At 61.5% G+C, this 15227-nt stretch carries 14 protein-coding genes, 1 tRNA gene and 1 pseudogene; 8 read left to right on the top strand and 8 right to left on the bottom strand.

Annotation, left to right across the window (positions count from 1 at the left end; translation table 11 throughout):
- Nucleotides 1-63 precede the first annotated feature (63 nt).
- A complete protein-coding gene (locus KUV26_RS16715; protein WP_222509172.1) occupies nucleotides 64-1401 on the bottom strand; it encodes a metal-dependent hydrolase family protein in 1338 nt (445 codons plus the stop codon).
- 446 nt (nucleotides 1402-1847) lie between these two features.
- Here KUV26_RS16715 and KUV26_RS16720 point away from each other — a divergent pair, with 446 nt between their 5' ends.
- Together KUV26_RS16720 and KUV26_RS16725 are read left to right on the top strand one after the other, a co-directional pair.
- Nucleotides 1848-2429, top strand: a complete 582-nt coding sequence (locus KUV26_RS16720; RefSeq protein WP_261399954.1) for a sterol desaturase family protein — start codon at nucleotides 1848-1850, stop codon at nucleotides 2427-2429.
- A gap of 3 nt (nucleotides 2430-2432) precedes the next feature.
- Nucleotides 2433-2660, top strand: a complete 228-nt coding sequence (locus KUV26_RS16725) for a hypothetical protein (protein WP_222509173.1) — start codon at nucleotides 2433-2435, stop codon at nucleotides 2658-2660.
- Between the two features lie 380 nt (nucleotides 2661-3040).
- On the opposite strand, the gene KUV26_RS16730 is transcribed toward KUV26_RS16725, so the two are convergent.
- A complete protein-coding gene (locus KUV26_RS16730; protein WP_222509174.1) occupies nucleotides 3041-5089 on the bottom strand; it encodes a TonB-dependent receptor family protein in 2049 nt (682 codons plus the stop codon).
- 493 nt (nucleotides 5090-5582) lie between these two features.
- Between KUV26_RS16730 and KUV26_RS16735 the strand changes: the two genes are divergently transcribed.
- From KUV26_RS16735 to KUV26_RS16750, 4 genes are read left to right on the top strand one after another with little or no spacing between them, the layout of a single operon-like run.
- A complete protein-coding gene (locus KUV26_RS16735) occupies nucleotides 5583-6494 on the top strand; it encodes a Fe(3+) dicitrate ABC transporter substrate-binding protein (protein ID WP_222509175.1) in 912 nt (303 codons plus the stop codon).
- On the top strand, nucleotides 6491-7537 hold the full coding sequence (locus KUV26_RS16740) for a FecCD family ABC transporter permease (RefSeq protein ID WP_222509176.1): 1047 nt from the start codon (nucleotides 6491-6493) through the stop codon (nucleotides 7535-7537). The genes KUV26_RS16735 and KUV26_RS16740 overlap by 4 nt, the downstream gene beginning before the upstream one ends.
- A complete protein-coding gene (locus KUV26_RS16745) occupies nucleotides 7527-8561 on the top strand; it encodes a FecCD family ABC transporter permease (RefSeq protein WP_222509177.1) in 1035 nt (344 codons plus the stop codon). Before KUV26_RS16740 ends, KUV26_RS16745 begins: the two co-directional genes overlap by 11 nt.
- Nucleotides 8558-9328 carry an ABC transporter ATP-binding protein gene (locus KUV26_RS16750; protein WP_222509178.1) on the top strand — a complete coding sequence of 257 codons (771 nt, stop codon included), beginning with the start codon at nucleotides 8558-8560 and terminating at the stop codon, nucleotides 9326-9328. The genes KUV26_RS16745 and KUV26_RS16750 overlap by 4 nt, the downstream gene beginning before the upstream one ends.
- 631 nt (nucleotides 9329-9959) lie before the next feature.
- On the opposite strand, the pseudogene KUV26_RS16755 reads toward KUV26_RS16750, so the two are convergent.
- Nucleotides 9960-10861, bottom strand: a pseudogene (locus tag KUV26_RS16755) (IS110 family transposase); the annotation flags it as partial.
- A gap of 72 nt (nucleotides 10862-10933) precedes the next feature.
- Between KUV26_RS16755 and KUV26_RS16760 the strand changes: the two are divergent.
- Together KUV26_RS16760 and KUV26_RS16765 are read left to right on the top strand one after the other, a co-directional pair.
- Entirely contained in the window at nucleotides 10934-11326 is a 393-nt protein-coding gene (locus KUV26_RS16760; protein WP_222509179.1) for a hypothetical protein, read from the top strand.
- Complete coding sequence (locus KUV26_RS16765; RefSeq protein ID WP_222509180.1) at nucleotides 11293-12486, top strand: hypothetical protein; 1194 nt, start codon at nucleotides 11293-11295, stop codon at nucleotides 12484-12486. Before KUV26_RS16760 ends, KUV26_RS16765 begins: the two co-directional genes overlap by 34 nt.
- A gap of 341 nt (nucleotides 12487-12827) precedes the next feature.
- Here KUV26_RS16765 and KUV26_RS16770 read toward each other — a convergent pair.
- The 5 genes from KUV26_RS16770 to infA form a co-directional block, all read right to left on the bottom strand.
- A tRNA-Phe gene (locus KUV26_RS16770) sits at nucleotides 12828-12902 on the bottom strand.
- 81 nt (nucleotides 12903-12983) lie between these two features.
- Complete coding sequence (locus tag KUV26_RS16775) at nucleotides 12984-13187, bottom strand: DNA gyrase inhibitor YacG (RefSeq protein ID WP_222504752.1); 204 nt, start codon at nucleotides 13185-13187, stop codon at nucleotides 12984-12986.
- Entirely contained in the window at nucleotides 13184-14206 is a 1023-nt protein-coding gene (locus KUV26_RS16780) for a ribonuclease E/G (RefSeq protein WP_222509181.1), read from the bottom strand. Before KUV26_RS16780 ends, KUV26_RS16775 begins: the two co-directional genes overlap by 4 nt.
- The gene (locus tag KUV26_RS16785) at nucleotides 14203-14784 is read right to left on the bottom strand and encodes a Maf family protein (protein WP_222509182.1); all 582 of its coding nucleotides are present in this window, start codon (nucleotides 14782-14784) and stop codon (nucleotides 14203-14205) included. The genes KUV26_RS16780 and KUV26_RS16785 overlap by 4 nt, the downstream gene beginning before the upstream one ends.
- A gap of 178 nt (nucleotides 14785-14962) precedes the next feature.
- Entirely contained in the window at nucleotides 14963-15181 is a 219-nt protein-coding gene (infA, locus tag KUV26_RS16790; protein WP_005978431.1) for a translation initiation factor IF-1, read from the bottom strand.
- Between the last annotated feature and the right edge of the window lie 46 nt (nucleotides 15182-15227).

The following is a 15227-nucleotide window of genomic DNA, read 5'->3' on the forward strand; positions in this document are numbered from 1 at the left end:
CGGCAAGGAAGGGCCGCATTAACGTCAGATGTTAATTGGTCCGTGGAGAGATAGAACGGCCTGTTACTCCATGCTGTTCTTGAAAATCTTGCCGTCCTTCATGATCAGGTCGAAGTTTTCGTGCGGATCGGCAACCAGGCTGATGTCTGCCAGCGGGTTGCCGTCGACCAGGATCAGGTCCGCATAAGCCCCCTTTTCAATCACCCCCAGCGCGCCGGCCTGATAGGGGTGCCGGGGCCCTGCAAGCTCCAGCAGCTCTGCGTTGACCGAGGTGGCCATTTTCATCACTTCATAAGGCGTGAACCAGCGTTGCAGTTTCGCCAGGAAGGCCCCTTGCCGTTCCGCCAGGGCAGGGTCAAACAGGATGTCTGTGCCGAAAGCGATCTTCACGCCAGCTTCCTTGGCCTTGGTGTAGATCGTGTCGGTGCCATCCGTCACAGCGATCCATTTCTGCTGGCTGCCCGGATCGTCGAAGGAAAACCCGTCCTCGTCGTCAAGCAGCGGCTGAATGCTGAGCCAGACATCGTGCTCCTTCATCATCTGAAGGGTTTCTTCGGTCATCAGGAAGCCGTGTTCGATGGACTTCACACCGGCTTTGATTGCCAGCTGCGCGGCCTCGTCAGTGAAAATATGCGAGGCGACATAGGTGTTGTACGTGTCAGCCACCTCAACAAAGGCTTCCAGCTCCTCCATGGTGTACTGGCGCACGTCCAGCGGGTCATAGACCGAGGATACACCGCCCCCGCCCGAGATCTTGATCTGCGAGGCGCCCATGCGCATGACTTCCCGGGTGCGCTTGATGACTTCATCCACACCGTCGGCCATGGCCATCAGACCGGTACTATACCAGTACCATTGAGAATCTGCCGGGTTTGTCGGCACTGCCTGGTAGGGGCGGTAGTCAAAATGCCCGCCGGTTTGGCCAATAGGCGGGCCGGACGGCAGAATCCGTGGGCCGGGAATTTCGCCCGCGTCGATCATCTTTTTTGTGGCGAAGGGGTTGCCGCCTACGTCGCGCACGGTTGTGAAGCCGCGCATCAGGGTTGCCTCGGACCCGAGAGCGCCGCGGATGGCCACTTCCAGAATATCGCCAGTGACCACTGTGCTTTGCGCGGCGCAGCAATAGGAGGTATGCCAGTGCGCGTCGATAAGGCCAGGGATCATGGTGCGCCCGCCGCCATCGATGACATGTCCGCCGGCCACAGCAAGCGGTTCAGTGGAAATCTCGGTAATCAGGTTACCCGTCACCACCACATTGGCGTTTTCGATCAGCGTTTCATTGACGCCGTCAAAGACGTTCACATTGGTGAAAAGGGTGGGTGCGCCGTCCTGCGACAGGGCGGGCGAAGACGCCAAAGCCAGAGTTAACGCGCATACAGACGCGCGTATTTGAAGTGACATTTCAAAAAGTCCCAAAGAATTGTTGAACACCTTCAGCATCGCAGAGGGTATGCAGCCAATCAACTCAGTTGGTTTGATTGCAGCTTGTCAAATGCGTTAAAACCACTACTCAGGTCAGTCCGCTTAACGGCCGCTTTTAGTTCTGCGGCCACTCGTTGCGACGTCCGCATTTCTGTTCAAAGCAAACGGGCAGGATCGTCTTGGCTGCGCCTGCAGAAAAAGTCCGGAAAGTCCCGCACTGTGCGAGTGCACCGGCTCCAGGACCTCGCGGTCGCGGCTAACGGCAGAAACGGCGGGCTGCACCGCAGCATCAGGATGCTGTTACCAAGGTCAGGAATGGGCCGATCGCGCCACCCTGGCAGGAAGGGCGGTTTGCGGACCTTCTCGGCGGGTGCGAGATCTCGTGCTGCCATCTGAGAAAGCTGACATTCCGGCGTTCATTTAGGCTGTGGGTTGTTCACAAGGTGCATCATTCAGCCACCACGCTGACCCCTGTAACAGTCTACCGTGTGCATCCGCTGGAGGGAGTGCTGCACACGCTTCGCGGGGTCCTGGCGCAGGGCAGTGTAATCCCGGTGTTCTACTACCTGTTCGGGGATGCTGTCAGCCTCTACACCGTGGTCGGCGTCAATGTGCTGGTGTTCCTTTTCCATGTCACCGGGTCGAACCTGCGCCATTCCCATATCCGCATCAGCTATTGGCCCTGGCTTGAGCACTTCCTGATTTCCCCGGCCCAGCACCAGCTGCACCACTCGGTGGCGGAGCGGCATTTCGACAAGAATTTCGGCGCAGCACTGGCCATCTGGGACTGGATGTTCAATTCACTGCACCTGTCGCATGGGGAAGAGGATCTGCAATTCGGGCTGGATGCTTCTGAACACAGTGCAGCGGCAAGTTTGCAGGTCCTGTATCTGCAGCCGCTGCTGGACATTAGCCGGATTCTCCGCAAGCATTTTCGCAATGGGGTGGACACCACCCGGCGTGTGCTGGCATGGGCGAGACGGGCAAAAACGGGAGGCTGGGAGTAAATGATGAGTGATCCGACTGAAGGTCCTAGGGAAAAGAGTGAAACCTCCTCATCGCTTGAGCTGGAATTCAGCAACCGGGTTGCGGGCAACCTGGAAAACAAGAGCGGACTACTGGCGGCGATTTTCGGCGACGACGAGGAAACCAGTCCTGACGGCCTGGCAGGGAGGCGTCCGGAACAGATGGGCACCGATCCCAAGGTCGTTGCTTTTCCTTTGAAGCGGGACAAGTAAGCCGCGGGGACGCGGAGAGCGCCCAGCCATAAACGACAGTCGCACCGCTACCGAGGGCCACGAAATCGCGCGGTCGCACTTAGGTTCGGTTGCAGCCAGATAGATAAGGCGCGCATAGCGCGCCAATGTACTGCCGTCGCTGGATCGCGTTAACAGTGATGGCACTGTAAGAATGGCAACCTCCAGCATGTTTGCCGCGTCATCACCTTCTGGAACAGGCTGCTGAAGACCAAGAGTTCCGCAAGTTGATTTCCGGAACTGTTCCCCGTCGGGGAACATGAGGTTGGGACCGATCAATAGGTGCCGGCCAGGCGCGGCTTCCACGAACAATGGGAAAGTGGCGGCCTGACCGGAGATGGTGTTTTTTTCTGGAGCGCTGATTAGAAGTCAGCTTGAACGGCAACAACAAAGCTGCGACCAGGCTGAGCAACCCGGCCGATGGGGCTCACATCAACACCGCGGGTGTAATAATCCTCATCAAAGAGGTTGTTGATCGCTGCGGTAAGGCGGACATTCCGGTTGGATATGCCGAGTTCCTTGGATGCCTGCAGGTTCCACACCCACGCAGACGGCAGAGGGCCTGCTGAGCCATCGGCCGTTTCAACCTGCGTATTGGCGGCGTCACTGAAAGCAGCACTGCGGTAGTGGCCATTGAGGCCGAAGGCCCAGCTGTCCAGCTCGTACTCAGCCGCCACATTGAACTGATGGTCCGAGGCGTAGGGCACTTCATTGCCCGCAAATTGCCCCGAAAGCTGCTCGGTATCGGTCAACGTGTAATTCGCCTTAAGCGACAAGCCCGGCACGGTATAGGGCTGCCACGCGGCGGTCAGTTCAACGCCCTGGTGGCGAGTCTCGCCCAGGTTCTGGAACTGCAGGCTGGAGCGGTCAAACTCGATCTGGTCGGAGAAATCGATCCGGAACAGCGCAGCACTGAGGCTGATGTCCGAGGTTGGCTCATAGCGCATCCCCAGTTCGTAATTCCACGCCAGTTCGTTGCTGACCGGCGCGCCGCGGGTCACCTGCGCAACCTGCGGAACGCGCAGGGACTTGTTGGCATTGGCGAACAGGAAAACGCTGTCCGAGGCCTGAAAGCCAACCGCCAGGCCAGGCAGGAGCTCGGTGGTGCGGTTGCCCGACGCAGTATTGTTGATGCGGTCGCTGAAATCGGTTTCGACGGATTCGTAGCGCAGGCCGGGGGTGATCTCCAGCCGGTCATTCATCAGCGAAACCGTGTCGCTAATGTAAGCAGCATAGGCGTCGGTTTTGAAGTACCAGTCCCGTGCGGCCGTGGTGGAGCCGGTGGCGAGATTGGTGCGGTCGACGGCGAAATCGACCTCTTCGCGCACGTATCGCGCCCCGACCACCAGCTTGTGCGAAGCATTGCCGGTGTGGAACAGATGCGTGTAGCGCGGTTCGGTGCCGTACACTGTGAATTCGCGCGGGCTGCTGGCCACGTCGGTTGCCGGGGTGTCCGGGTCGAACGGCTGGCCGAAATCGAAGGTCCGGTCCGATTTATGCGCGAAGTTTACCCAATGAAATTCCCCGTTGCTTCCGATCTGGCGGTCATAGGTCAGCGAGGCGCGCAGGGTTTTTGCATCGAAGGCATCATGCGGGCGCGTTGATTGGCTCGGATCCTGTTCGTAGGCCTGTGGCGACAGTGCCCCGGGCAGTTCCGCGTCCACATCGTAATACTGCAGGCGGCCCTTCAGGCTGCTCTGGTCATCAATCAGCCACTCACCATCAACCATGACGTTCAGGACATCGGTTCCGGAATGCTCCCGGCCGCCGTTGCCAGTCACGGCGTTGACCTGCGCCTGAAGACCGAAATCGGGAGACACGAAGCCGCCCCACCGGAAGTAGGTGTCGCTCAGCAGATTGCCGGTGCGTTCATCCACGATGAATTTCTGCTTGGCGGTGCCGGAGAGCTCTTGCGGGATCGGCTTGCTGATCAGATCGATCACACCGCTCACATTGTTCGGGCCGAAACGGACAGCGCCGCCGCCGCGGACGATGTCGGCCCGGGCGATCGTTTCCAGGCTGGCCGGAAACAGCGAGAGCCCGGTCCCGGTGTAAGGCGCCAGCGCCAGCGGGATACCGTCCAGCAGCATCATGACCCGCTCGCTGCGCAGCGGGTTGAGGCCGCGGATCCCGATGTTGGGCAGTACGCCGGTGCCGGTCTCGTCTTCGACACGGACGCTGGGAACCTTGCGCAGCGCATCGTCCAGCGTCCGGTTGCCCTGCTGGTGGAGGTCCTTTTCAGACAGGATATCACGTGCGCCCGGGTAACGCTTGACCTCTACTTCCGTGGAATCGCCGAGCCAGCTGCCGTCGACAGTTATGGCTTCCAGTTCCAGGACTTCGGCGTCCGTCTGATTGGCTGATTGCGCATGCAGAGCCGCCGGCATCCCCAGGCTTGCGGCTGAAAGCATTAGAAGTCCCAAGGTGCTGACTGGTGAGCCAAGAGACCGCTCTGGCCGTATGTAAGTATTTCCTGCGTGAGTGGTTCGCATTTTCATGTTCCTCGTTCCGATCGAAATTCGCATCCGGAAGAACTGCTTGCAGGAGTTAGTCAGCGCATTCTTTGCGTCGGCCGGCACCCGTGAGCATGGGGCGGCCGGCAGGTCTCTCTGTCTTTTGCTTGGCTGTATTCGCCGCGGTTCACATGGTCCTGATGCAACCGGGCTTGACGGGCTGCCGCTTGGCTGGGTCCCGGCTCTCATAGGTGGCAGCCCCCGCGCCGTCAATCCTGACAAAAAAACTTTTTTACAGGCTGCTAATGGCCGTGCGCGCCCGCGGATATTCTGCACAACAGCATTTCCGACAAAAAGACTTTGACGGCGGATGGCCTTGCCTGTAACTGCAGCAGCCATCAGCCAGCCCCCCGGCGAGCCAGATATGCAAACGAGCTATGGACCCGGTTACATGCGCTGTTTCATTCTTGCCATCGTTCTTGGTCTCGCCACTGCTGCCGCTCAGGCGCGCGAAGTGGTTCATGCGCTTGGCACGGCACATGTACCGGATGCGCCTGAAAGGGTCATTGTGCTGGAATTCTCCTTTCTCGATGCCTTGGCCGCGGCCGGGTTGAAGCCGGTGGGCGTCGCGGATGACAACAAGCCGGAGCGCATCCAGCCTGTGCTGCGGGAACTGACCGGGGACAGCTGGATCAGCGTCGGCACCCGCAAGACCCCGAGCCTGGAAGTGATCGCCGCGCTGCAGCCTGATCTGATCATTGCAGACACCGCCCGGCACGGGGCTATCCGCAGCACGCTGGAACAGATTGCTCCGGTAATCTTCTATGACAGCCTGACTGGCGGATACGAAGATGTGCTGTCTCAGGCTGCCCGTATCGGCGCAGCGGTGGGCCGGGCTGAGGAAATGGCTGCATTTCAGGCCGGTCACGCTGTGCGGATGAGCGCGATACGTGAGCAAATCGCGGCCGCAGCCAATGGCCGTCCCGCGCAATTCGGGGTCGCCAGCAGCCGAGGACTCTGGCTGCACAGCCCGCAATCCTATGCTGGCACATTGCTGGCTGCTCTCGGCTTCGGGGCAGCCGGGCCAGAGACGGAAGGCAGCTCCTACGGCGCTCTCTACCAGCCTGTGACGCTTGAGCAGTTATCGGAAGCCGATCCCGCGATTCTGATCCTGGGCAAACCTGCCGAGGGGGATACGATTGATCAGGCCTGGGCGTCCGAAGCACTTTGGCAGCAGCTTGAAGCGGTCCGGAATGGAAATGTCTTTGAAGTTTCCTCCGATCTCTGGTCCCGGTCGCGGGGCATGCTGACCGCCGAACAGTCCGCAGCAGATCTTCTGGCCATCGCAAAGTCGCTCCAGTGAACGGGGCCCGCAGTGTGATCCAGGCCGGCGAAAGGCATACGTTGCGCTGGGACCGGGTATTCTGGGTGCTGGCCGGATGTGCAGCCATAGCGGGAGGCACCGGGCTTTCGCTGGCCACAGGCGGGCGCAGTGATGTCGGACTTGCCGATCTGTCAGGTTTGTTCCGGGGCGCTGAGGCGACACTGGCCGAACAGACCATGCGCGATATTCGAGTGCCGCGCACCCTGTCGGCGGTGCTGCTGGGCGCCAATCTTGGGGTGGCCGGGCTGCTCCTGCAAGCGGTGACACGCAACAACCTGGCTTCGCCGGGCCTGCTTGGAATCAACCAGGGGGCGGCGCTGGGGATTGTGCTGGGGGTGGCGGCGCCCGGGTTTGCAGCAGTGCCATTGCCGCTGCTGGCGACGTTCTGCGCCCTTGCCGCGGCAGCTCTGACCTTTTCTATTTCGGGGGCATTTTCCGGGCGTATCGATGCGATGCGCCTGATTTTGGGCGGGATTGCCGTGGGCGCGCTTGGGTTTGCCGCAGTGCGTCTCGGCTATACGCTGGAGGACGACGTGTCGCGCCAGATCGTGCGCTGGACAGTCGGCGATGTTGCCGGGGTGCGGATGGATGCCGTAGTGCGGCTGGCTCTGGTCGCGGTGGCAGGCGTCGGCGCGGCCCTTGCCCTGGCGCACCGGCTCAATCTGATGTCATTGGGACAGGCCGCCAGTCACGGGCTGGGCGCGGACCCGCGCCGAACGCTGGCCGCCGGCACGGGTTTAGCAGCCATTCTGACCGGGGTCAGCGTGTCCGTGGCGGGCCCCATCGCGTTTGCCGGACTTGTGGTGCCCCATCTTGCGAAAAGCCTGGCAGGCCCGGATTACCGGCGGCTGGTGCCGCTGGCCGCGCTTCTGGGAGCTGGACTAATGGCCTGGGCCGATGCGCTCTCGAAATTGTGGCCGGGCATGGCGGAGATTCCGGTAGGCGTGGTTGTGGCCCTGATCGGCGCGCCTTGGCTTCTGGCGGCAGCTCTCAGCGGCAAAGGAGCAGGCAATGCGCGCTGATCCTTTACCCTATCACCGTTTCGGCGGCCGCCGCACTTCCTGCACCCTGATCTGTCTCTCGATTATTCTGACTGCTGTCCTGCTGTTCGGTCTGACCAGCGGAGCAGTTCCCATCCCTGCCAGCGTCCTATGGAACACGCTGTTTGGCATTGAGGGGCCCCGTCAGAATTTCATAATCTTCAACCTGCGCTTGCCCCGCACCCTTCTGGCCGCCCTCACCGGTGCCTCGCTCGCTGTCTCCGGGGCGGTGATCCAGTCGCTGCTGCGCAATCCGCTGGCAAGCCCGAAAATCGCCGGCATCAATTCCGGCGCCGCCTTCGCGGTTCTCAGTTGCACATTAATCCTGCCCGCGCACGCCAACGGTTTGGCCCCCTATGCGGCAGCAGTGGGTGGACTTGCGGCTGGCGGTCTGGTCTGGATCATGGCCAGCCGGGGACAGGCGGATGCCGCCCGGTTGACCCTGATCGGCGTTGCAACCGGGTTTGCGCTGGATGCTGCGGTTGAATTCCTGCTGGTCACCCAGACCGGGCCTGAATTTTCAGCGCCGATGATCTGGCTGACAGGCAGCCTTTGGGGCCGCGGCTGGACGCATTTTACCGCTGCCGCGCCGGTACTCTCCGCGCTGATCTTACTGGCCTTCCTTCTCAGCTTCCGGCTGGATCTGCAATACCTCGGCCCCGCCCGTGCGGCGGCGCTTGGGGCGCGCAACCGGCTGGAGCGCGGCGCGGCCTTTCTCGTGGCAGTCCTTCTGGCCGCCATGTCCGTCAGCGTTGTCGGGGTCATCGGCTTTGTCGGCCTGATGGCGCCGCATATCGCCATGCGCCTGGTCGGCGGCCGCCATTGGCCGCTGCTGCCTGCCGCGGCGCTGACCGGCGCGATCTTCTGCGCGGGGGCTGATGCCGTCGGCCGCGCCATTGCGCCGCCGGTCGAGATTTCAGCCGGTATCATCACGGCGCTTCTGGGCGCGCCGTTTTTCATTTGGCTTCTTGTAACAGAGAGCCGTAGTCAGAGAGGCACCGGATGATCGAGCTTGAAAACCTCGTGGCAGGCTACCGGTCTTTCCGCCTCCACCCCGCAAGTTTACGCTTTGACGCTGGCAAGCTGACCGCGCTGATCGGCCCGAACGGCTGCGGCAAGTCTACCCTTTTCAAGGCGGTATCCGGGCAGCTCAGGGCGGAGAGCGGGCGGATCCGCGTTGGCGGTGAAGACATTGCGCGCCTGTCCCCCCGCGCACTGGCCCGGCGGCTCGCCCTGTTAGCGCAGGACAATGAAGTGCCGCCCGGGGTCACCGTGGCTGATCTGGTAGGCTATGGCCGCGCCCCGCATCAGAACCTGCTGGGCATCGGTGATGCCGCCGACCGGGTTCTTGTGGACCGTTCCATTACCCGGATGGGGCTGGAGGATCTTGCCGGACGCAAGCTGGCGGCCCTGTCCGGCGGTCAGCGTCAGCGGGCCTTCATTGCTATGGTTCTGGCCCAAGACACCCCTGCGATGCTGTTTGACGAGCCGACCAGTTGGCTGGACATCCGCCACCAGGTTGAGGTGCTGAGACTGATGCGCAGCCTGGCCCGCGAAGGGCGGAGCTGCATCACGGTGCTGCACGATATCCCGCAGGCGGCCCGCTATGCCGATGAAATCGTGGTCATGAATGCGGGCCGCGTGGTAGCGCATGGCACGCCGCAACAGGTGTTGACCGGGGAGCTGATCGAACGGGTCTATGGCCTGCCTGTCGAAATCCATCCCGACCCGCTAACCGGCACACCGGTCCCGGTGCCGCTGGAGACGGTCTGATCGGGTCAGCAGTTCAGTGTGCTGCAAAGATTTGTCTGCCAGGCAGAGGCCGAATAAGTCCAGTTGCCCTTGGCGATGAACAAGGGGTTTGGTGCAACCTGCTGCGCAGGCGAATGTCCGGAACTCCCGCAGACTGTGAATTCGCTACCTCTGAAATTTCGCGGGTGCAGCGAAAGTCTGGATTGGCGGGCCGCACCGCAGCGGTGGAGGGTGATGATCAACGGCGGCTCAGGGCCGACTGTGCCTTCAATCCTGCCTTGGGTGAGCCTGATGCCGCACTGCATCTGAGGTCGGCTCCGAGCCCGTTGTGCCCACCGAGCAGATGCAGCATTCTGCGCGCGCAGCGACAATACGTACAAAAGGACGACAGAGGTTGTTAACTAATCGCACCTCGTATTGCAAGCCTTTTGTCTGGTGGCAGGCCGTCACCATTGCCGGGGGCAGTGTTGTCTTCGCGGTCGGCATCGGCCGCCGCATGATGGGGCTTCGCGGTTGAGCCTTCCAATGTGTGAAACGCACGCTTCGGACCAGGTGGCCAGCAGGTGCAACAGCCTCAGCGGAATGGCTCTCCCCACGTCCCGGCGGAGACGTCTCGTGTTGCTTCAGCGCGGTCAGAGTCGCCGATCTCTTTTCATGTCGGAGCGACAGCCGCCCGTTGGAAGGGCTCGCCAGATTTCAGCATCGCGTGCATGATGACGGCCAGTTTGCGGGCCACTGCGACGGCAGCGCGCTTGAAACCGATGGTTTCCCGTAGACGTAGTCCCAATGACGCAGATCGCTGTCGACGCGGGTTCGCGTCAGGACCACGGTTGCGGCCTCGTAGAGCAGACCTCTCAAATGGGCGTCGCCGCGCCGGGAGATGTGACCGCCGTAGTCGCCTTCGCCGGACTGGTAACGGCGGGTCGTCAAGCCCAGCCAGGCCTCGACCGAACGCGACTTTCGGAAATTCTCCGGTTCCTCGATAGCTGTCACGAATGCGGACGCTGTAATTGCGCCGATGCCAGGAATCGACATCAGCAATCGGCAGGCATCGCTCTGCCGGGCTGTGGCCAGAACTTGCCGCGTGAGTTCCGCGGCCCGGGTGCGGACGCTACGCCAAGCCTCCAGGACCGGCATAAAGATACTGGCGAGGTCTTCCTGGTCGGAGAGCAGACGGCGGACCTCTTCCTCAAACCGACCACCCTTTCTGCGCGGGACAACCAGCCCGAAGGTATTCATCAGACCCCGGATCTGGTTGGAGAGCTCGGTCGCAATCCGGACCAGCCGGGTGCGTGCCGCCACCAGTGTTCGCGTCAGCATGCTGTCGAAACCCTTCACCCGCACTTCGCGGTAGAACCCGACCTCGGCCAATTGCGCGAGGCCGTTGGCGTCGTTCGCGTCGGTCTTGTTCGGGGCCATGTCGAGCGCGGCCTTTGCATGGCGCGCATCGATGCAGATGGCTGGGAGTCCTTCCTTGCTCAAAGCGTGAAAGAACCAGACAGATAGCGGGCCTGTCTCGAAGCCATCAAACGCCTCTCTGACTTCTTTGCGAAGCCGCTCAACGAATTGCCGGCTTCCGTCGAATGGTTCGACGAACTGTTTGCCCTGGCCAAGTCCCATAGGCAGGTGCCTGGTCAGGACCGGAATTTCTGGAAAAGCCTTTCGGCCTTTAACAAATGGCGCAACAAGGTTCGCAGGCGCATCGAATATACCCTCGGTGATGTGGAGAAGGAGAAGGAACGAAAGGCGCGTCACGACGGGTGGCTTCCGTTGCTCGAACTGATGACGGCATTGTCGAAAGGTGGCGGCCCAATCCATACTGGCGAGGTTGGCGCGATCGCGGCCTTTGCGGACCGGGCTCGAGAGTTGAATATCGAGCCCCTGCACCTCGAACTCCGGAATATCGAACTGCTCTTGGACCGGGCCGCCAGTGAACCTCTTCGGAGCAAGAACATCCGGGCATTGCAGGTGCTAAAGCGGTACCATTGCATTCAAAGTATCCCGCCATTGATGCGCTGAACCTTGATGTGTTGCGCGCGCTGGGCGGTTTTTTTGACCATATCGGTCATTTCGGACTGACGCAGCCTGCCTATGAGGATTTCCTGGCCTGGGCCGACCTCGCCGGGGGAGCGGATGACTTGCGGAGACTCAGCGCCGGACTGTCCGTATTCGATCCAGAAGATCCGAACCTCGCCCTGGTCGAAGCTGCGCTGCCTATCGCCGAGGCAAAGGAAACGTTTCGTGGAACCGACAGCAAAGGACGGCCATCATACGAGCGAACGGTGTCCGTTCCGCCGGAGGAATTGCCCGAAAACTGGCGCGGCTTTTTGGAACAGTTGAGAAACCGGCGCATTGGCGGCGATCCGAGCGCGCCCTCATTGGATATCCTGAAGAGGATGATCCAAAAGCTCGGCCAGTACATTTTCGTTTTGCGCCGGGATGGACTGGCCGAGGAGCTTCACCAGGAGGGCCTCACCGCTTTCTATGGCGACATTTCGACCCGGATCAGCGAACGCACGGGAGCGCTGCTCCGCCCGGCTACCCTGCGAGCGACATGGGAGGAACTGGAACGCTCTGCCCGCCTCCTTGGCACCTACCTGGAAGAACTGTGCGCGGCGCTGAAAAAGACGCTGGCAACATTGCGAGATGAGGAACTTGCTGTGACCCAGCTGAAATACGAGAGAATGCATGGGCTTGGCGGGCCTCCTGACGTTATTCGGGAGGCGTTTGCATTGTTGGACAAGGCTGGGAATTCCCACAGTCCCGGGAAGCGTCACATATTGCGCAATCGTGCTGCGGCACTTGGTCTTCCGGCCATCCTTCCATTGCGCCGGGACTGGGATCGCATTGCCTTTGGCAATACACTGTTCTGGGAGCGTGATCGGTACAGATTCCGCCACTTCAAGCCCGGAAAGACCGCGCTTCTGGATGGTCGATGCTCCTTTCCGGCTTCGATCCCGCCTCGGATGTCGTGTTTCATCGATGCGCTCATCCTGCAGGACAACGACCCGAAGTACCTCGATGCCCTCCGGAACAAGGCCGAACAGGAACAAAGGCCGCTCTTCGTCCAGCCAAACAGAAAACCAGCCGCAAAATCCTATGTCAGCCGCGTCTGGTCGGAAATCGCCGGAACGGGCGCGACTAGCCGACATCGAACGAGGGCGAGGTGGGCTACTTGAGCTTCTCGAATCTGGCGTAGAACCTAAAGTGATTCGTGACAGGTTGCTCGCGCTTGATAGACAGGAGCGCGAATGTAAGGCCGAGCTCGCCATTCTCCCAAAGCAAGAGTTCGTTGACCCAAAGGTGTCGGCACCTGAGTACAAGAAGTTGTTGCAACGGGCCATTAATGAGTTTGGCAAATTGGACGGCATATTGGCACGCAAAGAGGTGCAGACCGCCATACGCAGCTTGATAGACGCTGTTATAGTCTATCCGAAAGACGACCCCACAAAGCGCGACGTAAAACTAGTAGGAGATATTGAGTATCTTATCGCTCCAAACGGCATTGGTATGAAAGCGATGGTGCCCGGGGGCGGAATCGAACCACCGACACGAGGATTTTCAATCCACTGCTCTACCCCTGAGCTACCCGGGCACGGGAAGGCTGATCGCCTTGGGTGGGGGCCTTCTATGCTCTGGGCGCGGCGGTGTCCAGAGGGTTTTTTAAAGAAAATCGCTAATGACGGGTTTGGTGCGTTTTTTCTTCCGGGGCTTGAGCGCGTTCCGCTTCTTCCAAAGCGTTTTCAATGTCTTCCGGGTCCTGGCTGGGCACCGAATAGGCGCCGGTCAGCCATTTCCCGAGGTCGATATCGGCACAGCGCTTGGAACAGAAGGGCCGGTAGGTCTTCTGCGATTCCCCGCCGCAGATCGGACAGCTCATTTCAGCACCTCCTGCAGCAGCGGGCGGCCGCGTTTGCGCTGCAATTCGTAGTGGCCGAGGGTGGTCCAGCCGGCCAGAACGGTTTCCTCGGAGTCGGCCTTAAAGGCCGCCCGCAGCGCGGTTTCAAATCCGCGCCGGTCCTTCTTCGGCATCGGTGCCAGGTCCAGAACGATCTGGCCGCCCAGGCCGCGCACCCGCAAGGCGCGGGGCAGGGCCCTGGCGGCGGCCATATTGGCTTTGACACCTGCCGCCAGCGATACGTCCGACCCGGTGTTCACATCCACCGCCACCAGGGCGCGGGTCGGCTCGATGAACAGAAAGCCGCCGCCGGGGAGCGGCTCGCGGATGCCCTGCGCCATGTCCAGCGCGTCCAGCACGCCTAGGCGCTCGAACCCGCCGGGGTCGCGCTCCACATCCGCAGGCTCCACCCAATCGCGCCAGGCCAGCAGATGCGGGGTGTCGCCTTCGGCCAGGACCTCAGCCCCGGAACCGTCATCCTGCATCACTTGCGCTGCCATTGCCGCCATGGCGGCTACATCCTCGGCGATGTCCCCGCTGTCCGCACCAGCACAGGCCGAGCGCAGGATCAGGCCATAGCCCGACCCGTCCATCTCTTCATGCGCAATTTCCAGCAGCCGGTCGCGCTCGTCCTCGTCGCGGATGCTGCGCGAGATGTTCAGCCCCGGCGCCTCGGGCGTGACAATGGCATAGCGGCTCTTGAACAGCAGCTTCTGAGTCACCGGAATAGCCTTGCCCGGTTCGGCGTAGCCGGAAACCTGCACCAGGATCATCTGTCCCGGTGCCAGCCCCTTGACCTGGCGCAGGAAGGCGGGCCCGTCCGGGGTGGTCAGGAACATGCCGCCCTGGCCCTTGACCGGCCGGTCGGCGCGGGCGCGGTAGATGGTGCCGGGGGCAGGGGCGTCGCTTTCGATCAGGAAATCCTCCAGCTTGCCGTCCACCATCAGCGCAGCGGCTTCGCGGTCCTGGATGTGGTCGAGAATGATGGTGCGGCCCTTCATGCGGCGGCCTCCTGATAGAGCGGCAGCCCGGCGGCGCGCAGCAGGTTTGCAGTTTCAGACAGCGGCAGCCCGACGATGCCGGTGAAGGAACCGCTGATCCATGGAATGAAGGCGCCCGCCGGTCCCTGGATGGCATAGGCGCCGGCCTTGCCCTCCCAGTCGCCGGTGGCGAGATAGGCGTTCAGTTCCTCGTCGGAGAGGTTTTTCATCTTCACCTGGCTGACCACGTCCTTTTCCCAGACCCGGTCCCCGCGGCGCACGGCAACGGCGGTGATCACCCGGTGGCGGCGGCCGGACAAGGCCAGCAGGAACTCCGCCGCCTCGCCCGCGTCCCGGGGTTTGCCCAGGATGCGGCGGCCAAGGGCGACGGTGGTGTCCGCGCAGAGCACAAGATCCTCCGGCCCGGCAGAAACAGCCTGGGTTTTCTCCCGCGTTACCCTGGTGCAATAGGCGCGCGGCAGTTCGCCCTTCTGCGGCGTCTCGTCAATCTCCGGCGGGCGCACCTCGTCCGGATGCGCGCCCAGCTGCGCCAGCAACTGCAGCCGCCGGGGGCTGCCAGATCCAAGGATAAATGCCATGCCAAAGCCCTCTTACCGGTTTGCGCCTGTAATACGGCGAAAACTGGCAGCGTGAAAAGAGCGCTGCGCCCTTTCATCTTTCCAGAAATATTCCCGCCGGAGGCAGCGGCCTCCAGGCCGCCTCAAAACAAAAGCCCGGCGGAGCGCCGGGCCTTGGTATTTCTTCCAGATCAACCGCTTACTTGAAGCGGTAGTTGATCCGGCCCTTGGTAAGGTCATAGGGGGTCATTTCCACCTGAACCTTGTCGCCAGCCAGAACACGGATGCGGTTCTTGCGCATCTTGCCTGCCGTATGCGCGATGATCTCATGGCCGTTCTCAAGCTCGACCCGAAACGTCGCGTTAGGCAGGAGTTCCTTCACGACACCGGGAAATTCGAGCGTATCTTCCTTGGCCATGTTGTCTCCATCATTGGGTTAACCCGCAAACTGCGGGACGTGCGCT

It is taken from the genome of Leisingera daeponensis (assembly GCF_019801465.1).
Taxonomy (GTDB): Bacteria; Pseudomonadota; Alphaproteobacteria; order Rhodobacterales; family Rhodobacteraceae; genus Leisingera; species Leisingera daeponensis_A.

Excerpts from the sequence above, each read along its gene's own strand:
- KUV26_RS16730 (WP_222509174.1), bottom strand. The coding sequence starts at position 5,089 with ATGCTTTCAGCCGCAAGCCTGGGGATGCCGGCGGCTCTGCATGCGCAA.
- KUV26_RS16785 (WP_222509182.1), bottom strand. The coding sequence starts at position 14,784 with ATGGCATTTATCCTTGGATCTGGCAGCCCCCGGCGGCTGCAGTTGCTG.
- KUV26_RS16725 (WP_222509173.1), top strand. The coding sequence starts at position 2,433 with ATGAGTGATCCGACTGAAGGTCCTAGGGAAAAGAGTGAAACCTCCTCA.
- KUV26_RS16735 (WP_222509175.1), top strand. The coding sequence starts at position 5,583 with ATGCGCTGTTTCATTCTTGCCATCGTTCTTGGTCTCGCCACTGCTGCC.
- KUV26_RS16750 (WP_222509178.1), top strand. The coding sequence starts at position 8,558 with ATGATCGAGCTTGAAAACCTCGTGGCAGGCTACCGGTCTTTCCGCCTC.
- infA (WP_005978431.1), bottom strand. The coding sequence starts at position 15,181 with ATGGCCAAGGAAGATACGCTCGAATTTCCCGGTGTCGTGAAGGAACTC.
- KUV26_RS16775 (WP_222504752.1), bottom strand. The coding sequence starts at position 13,187 with ATGAGCTGTCCGATCTGCGGCGGGGAATCGCAGAAGACCTACCGGCCC.
- KUV26_RS16780 (WP_222509181.1), bottom strand. The coding sequence starts at position 14,206 with ATGAAGGGCCGCACCATCATTCTCGACCACATCCAGGACCGCGAAGCC.
- KUV26_RS16715 (WP_222509172.1), bottom strand. The coding sequence starts at position 1,401 with ATGTCACTTCAAATACGCGCGTCTGTATGCGCGTTAACTCTGGCTTTG.
- KUV26_RS16745 (WP_222509177.1), top strand. The coding sequence starts at position 7,527 with ATGCGCGCTGATCCTTTACCCTATCACCGTTTCGGCGGCCGCCGCACT.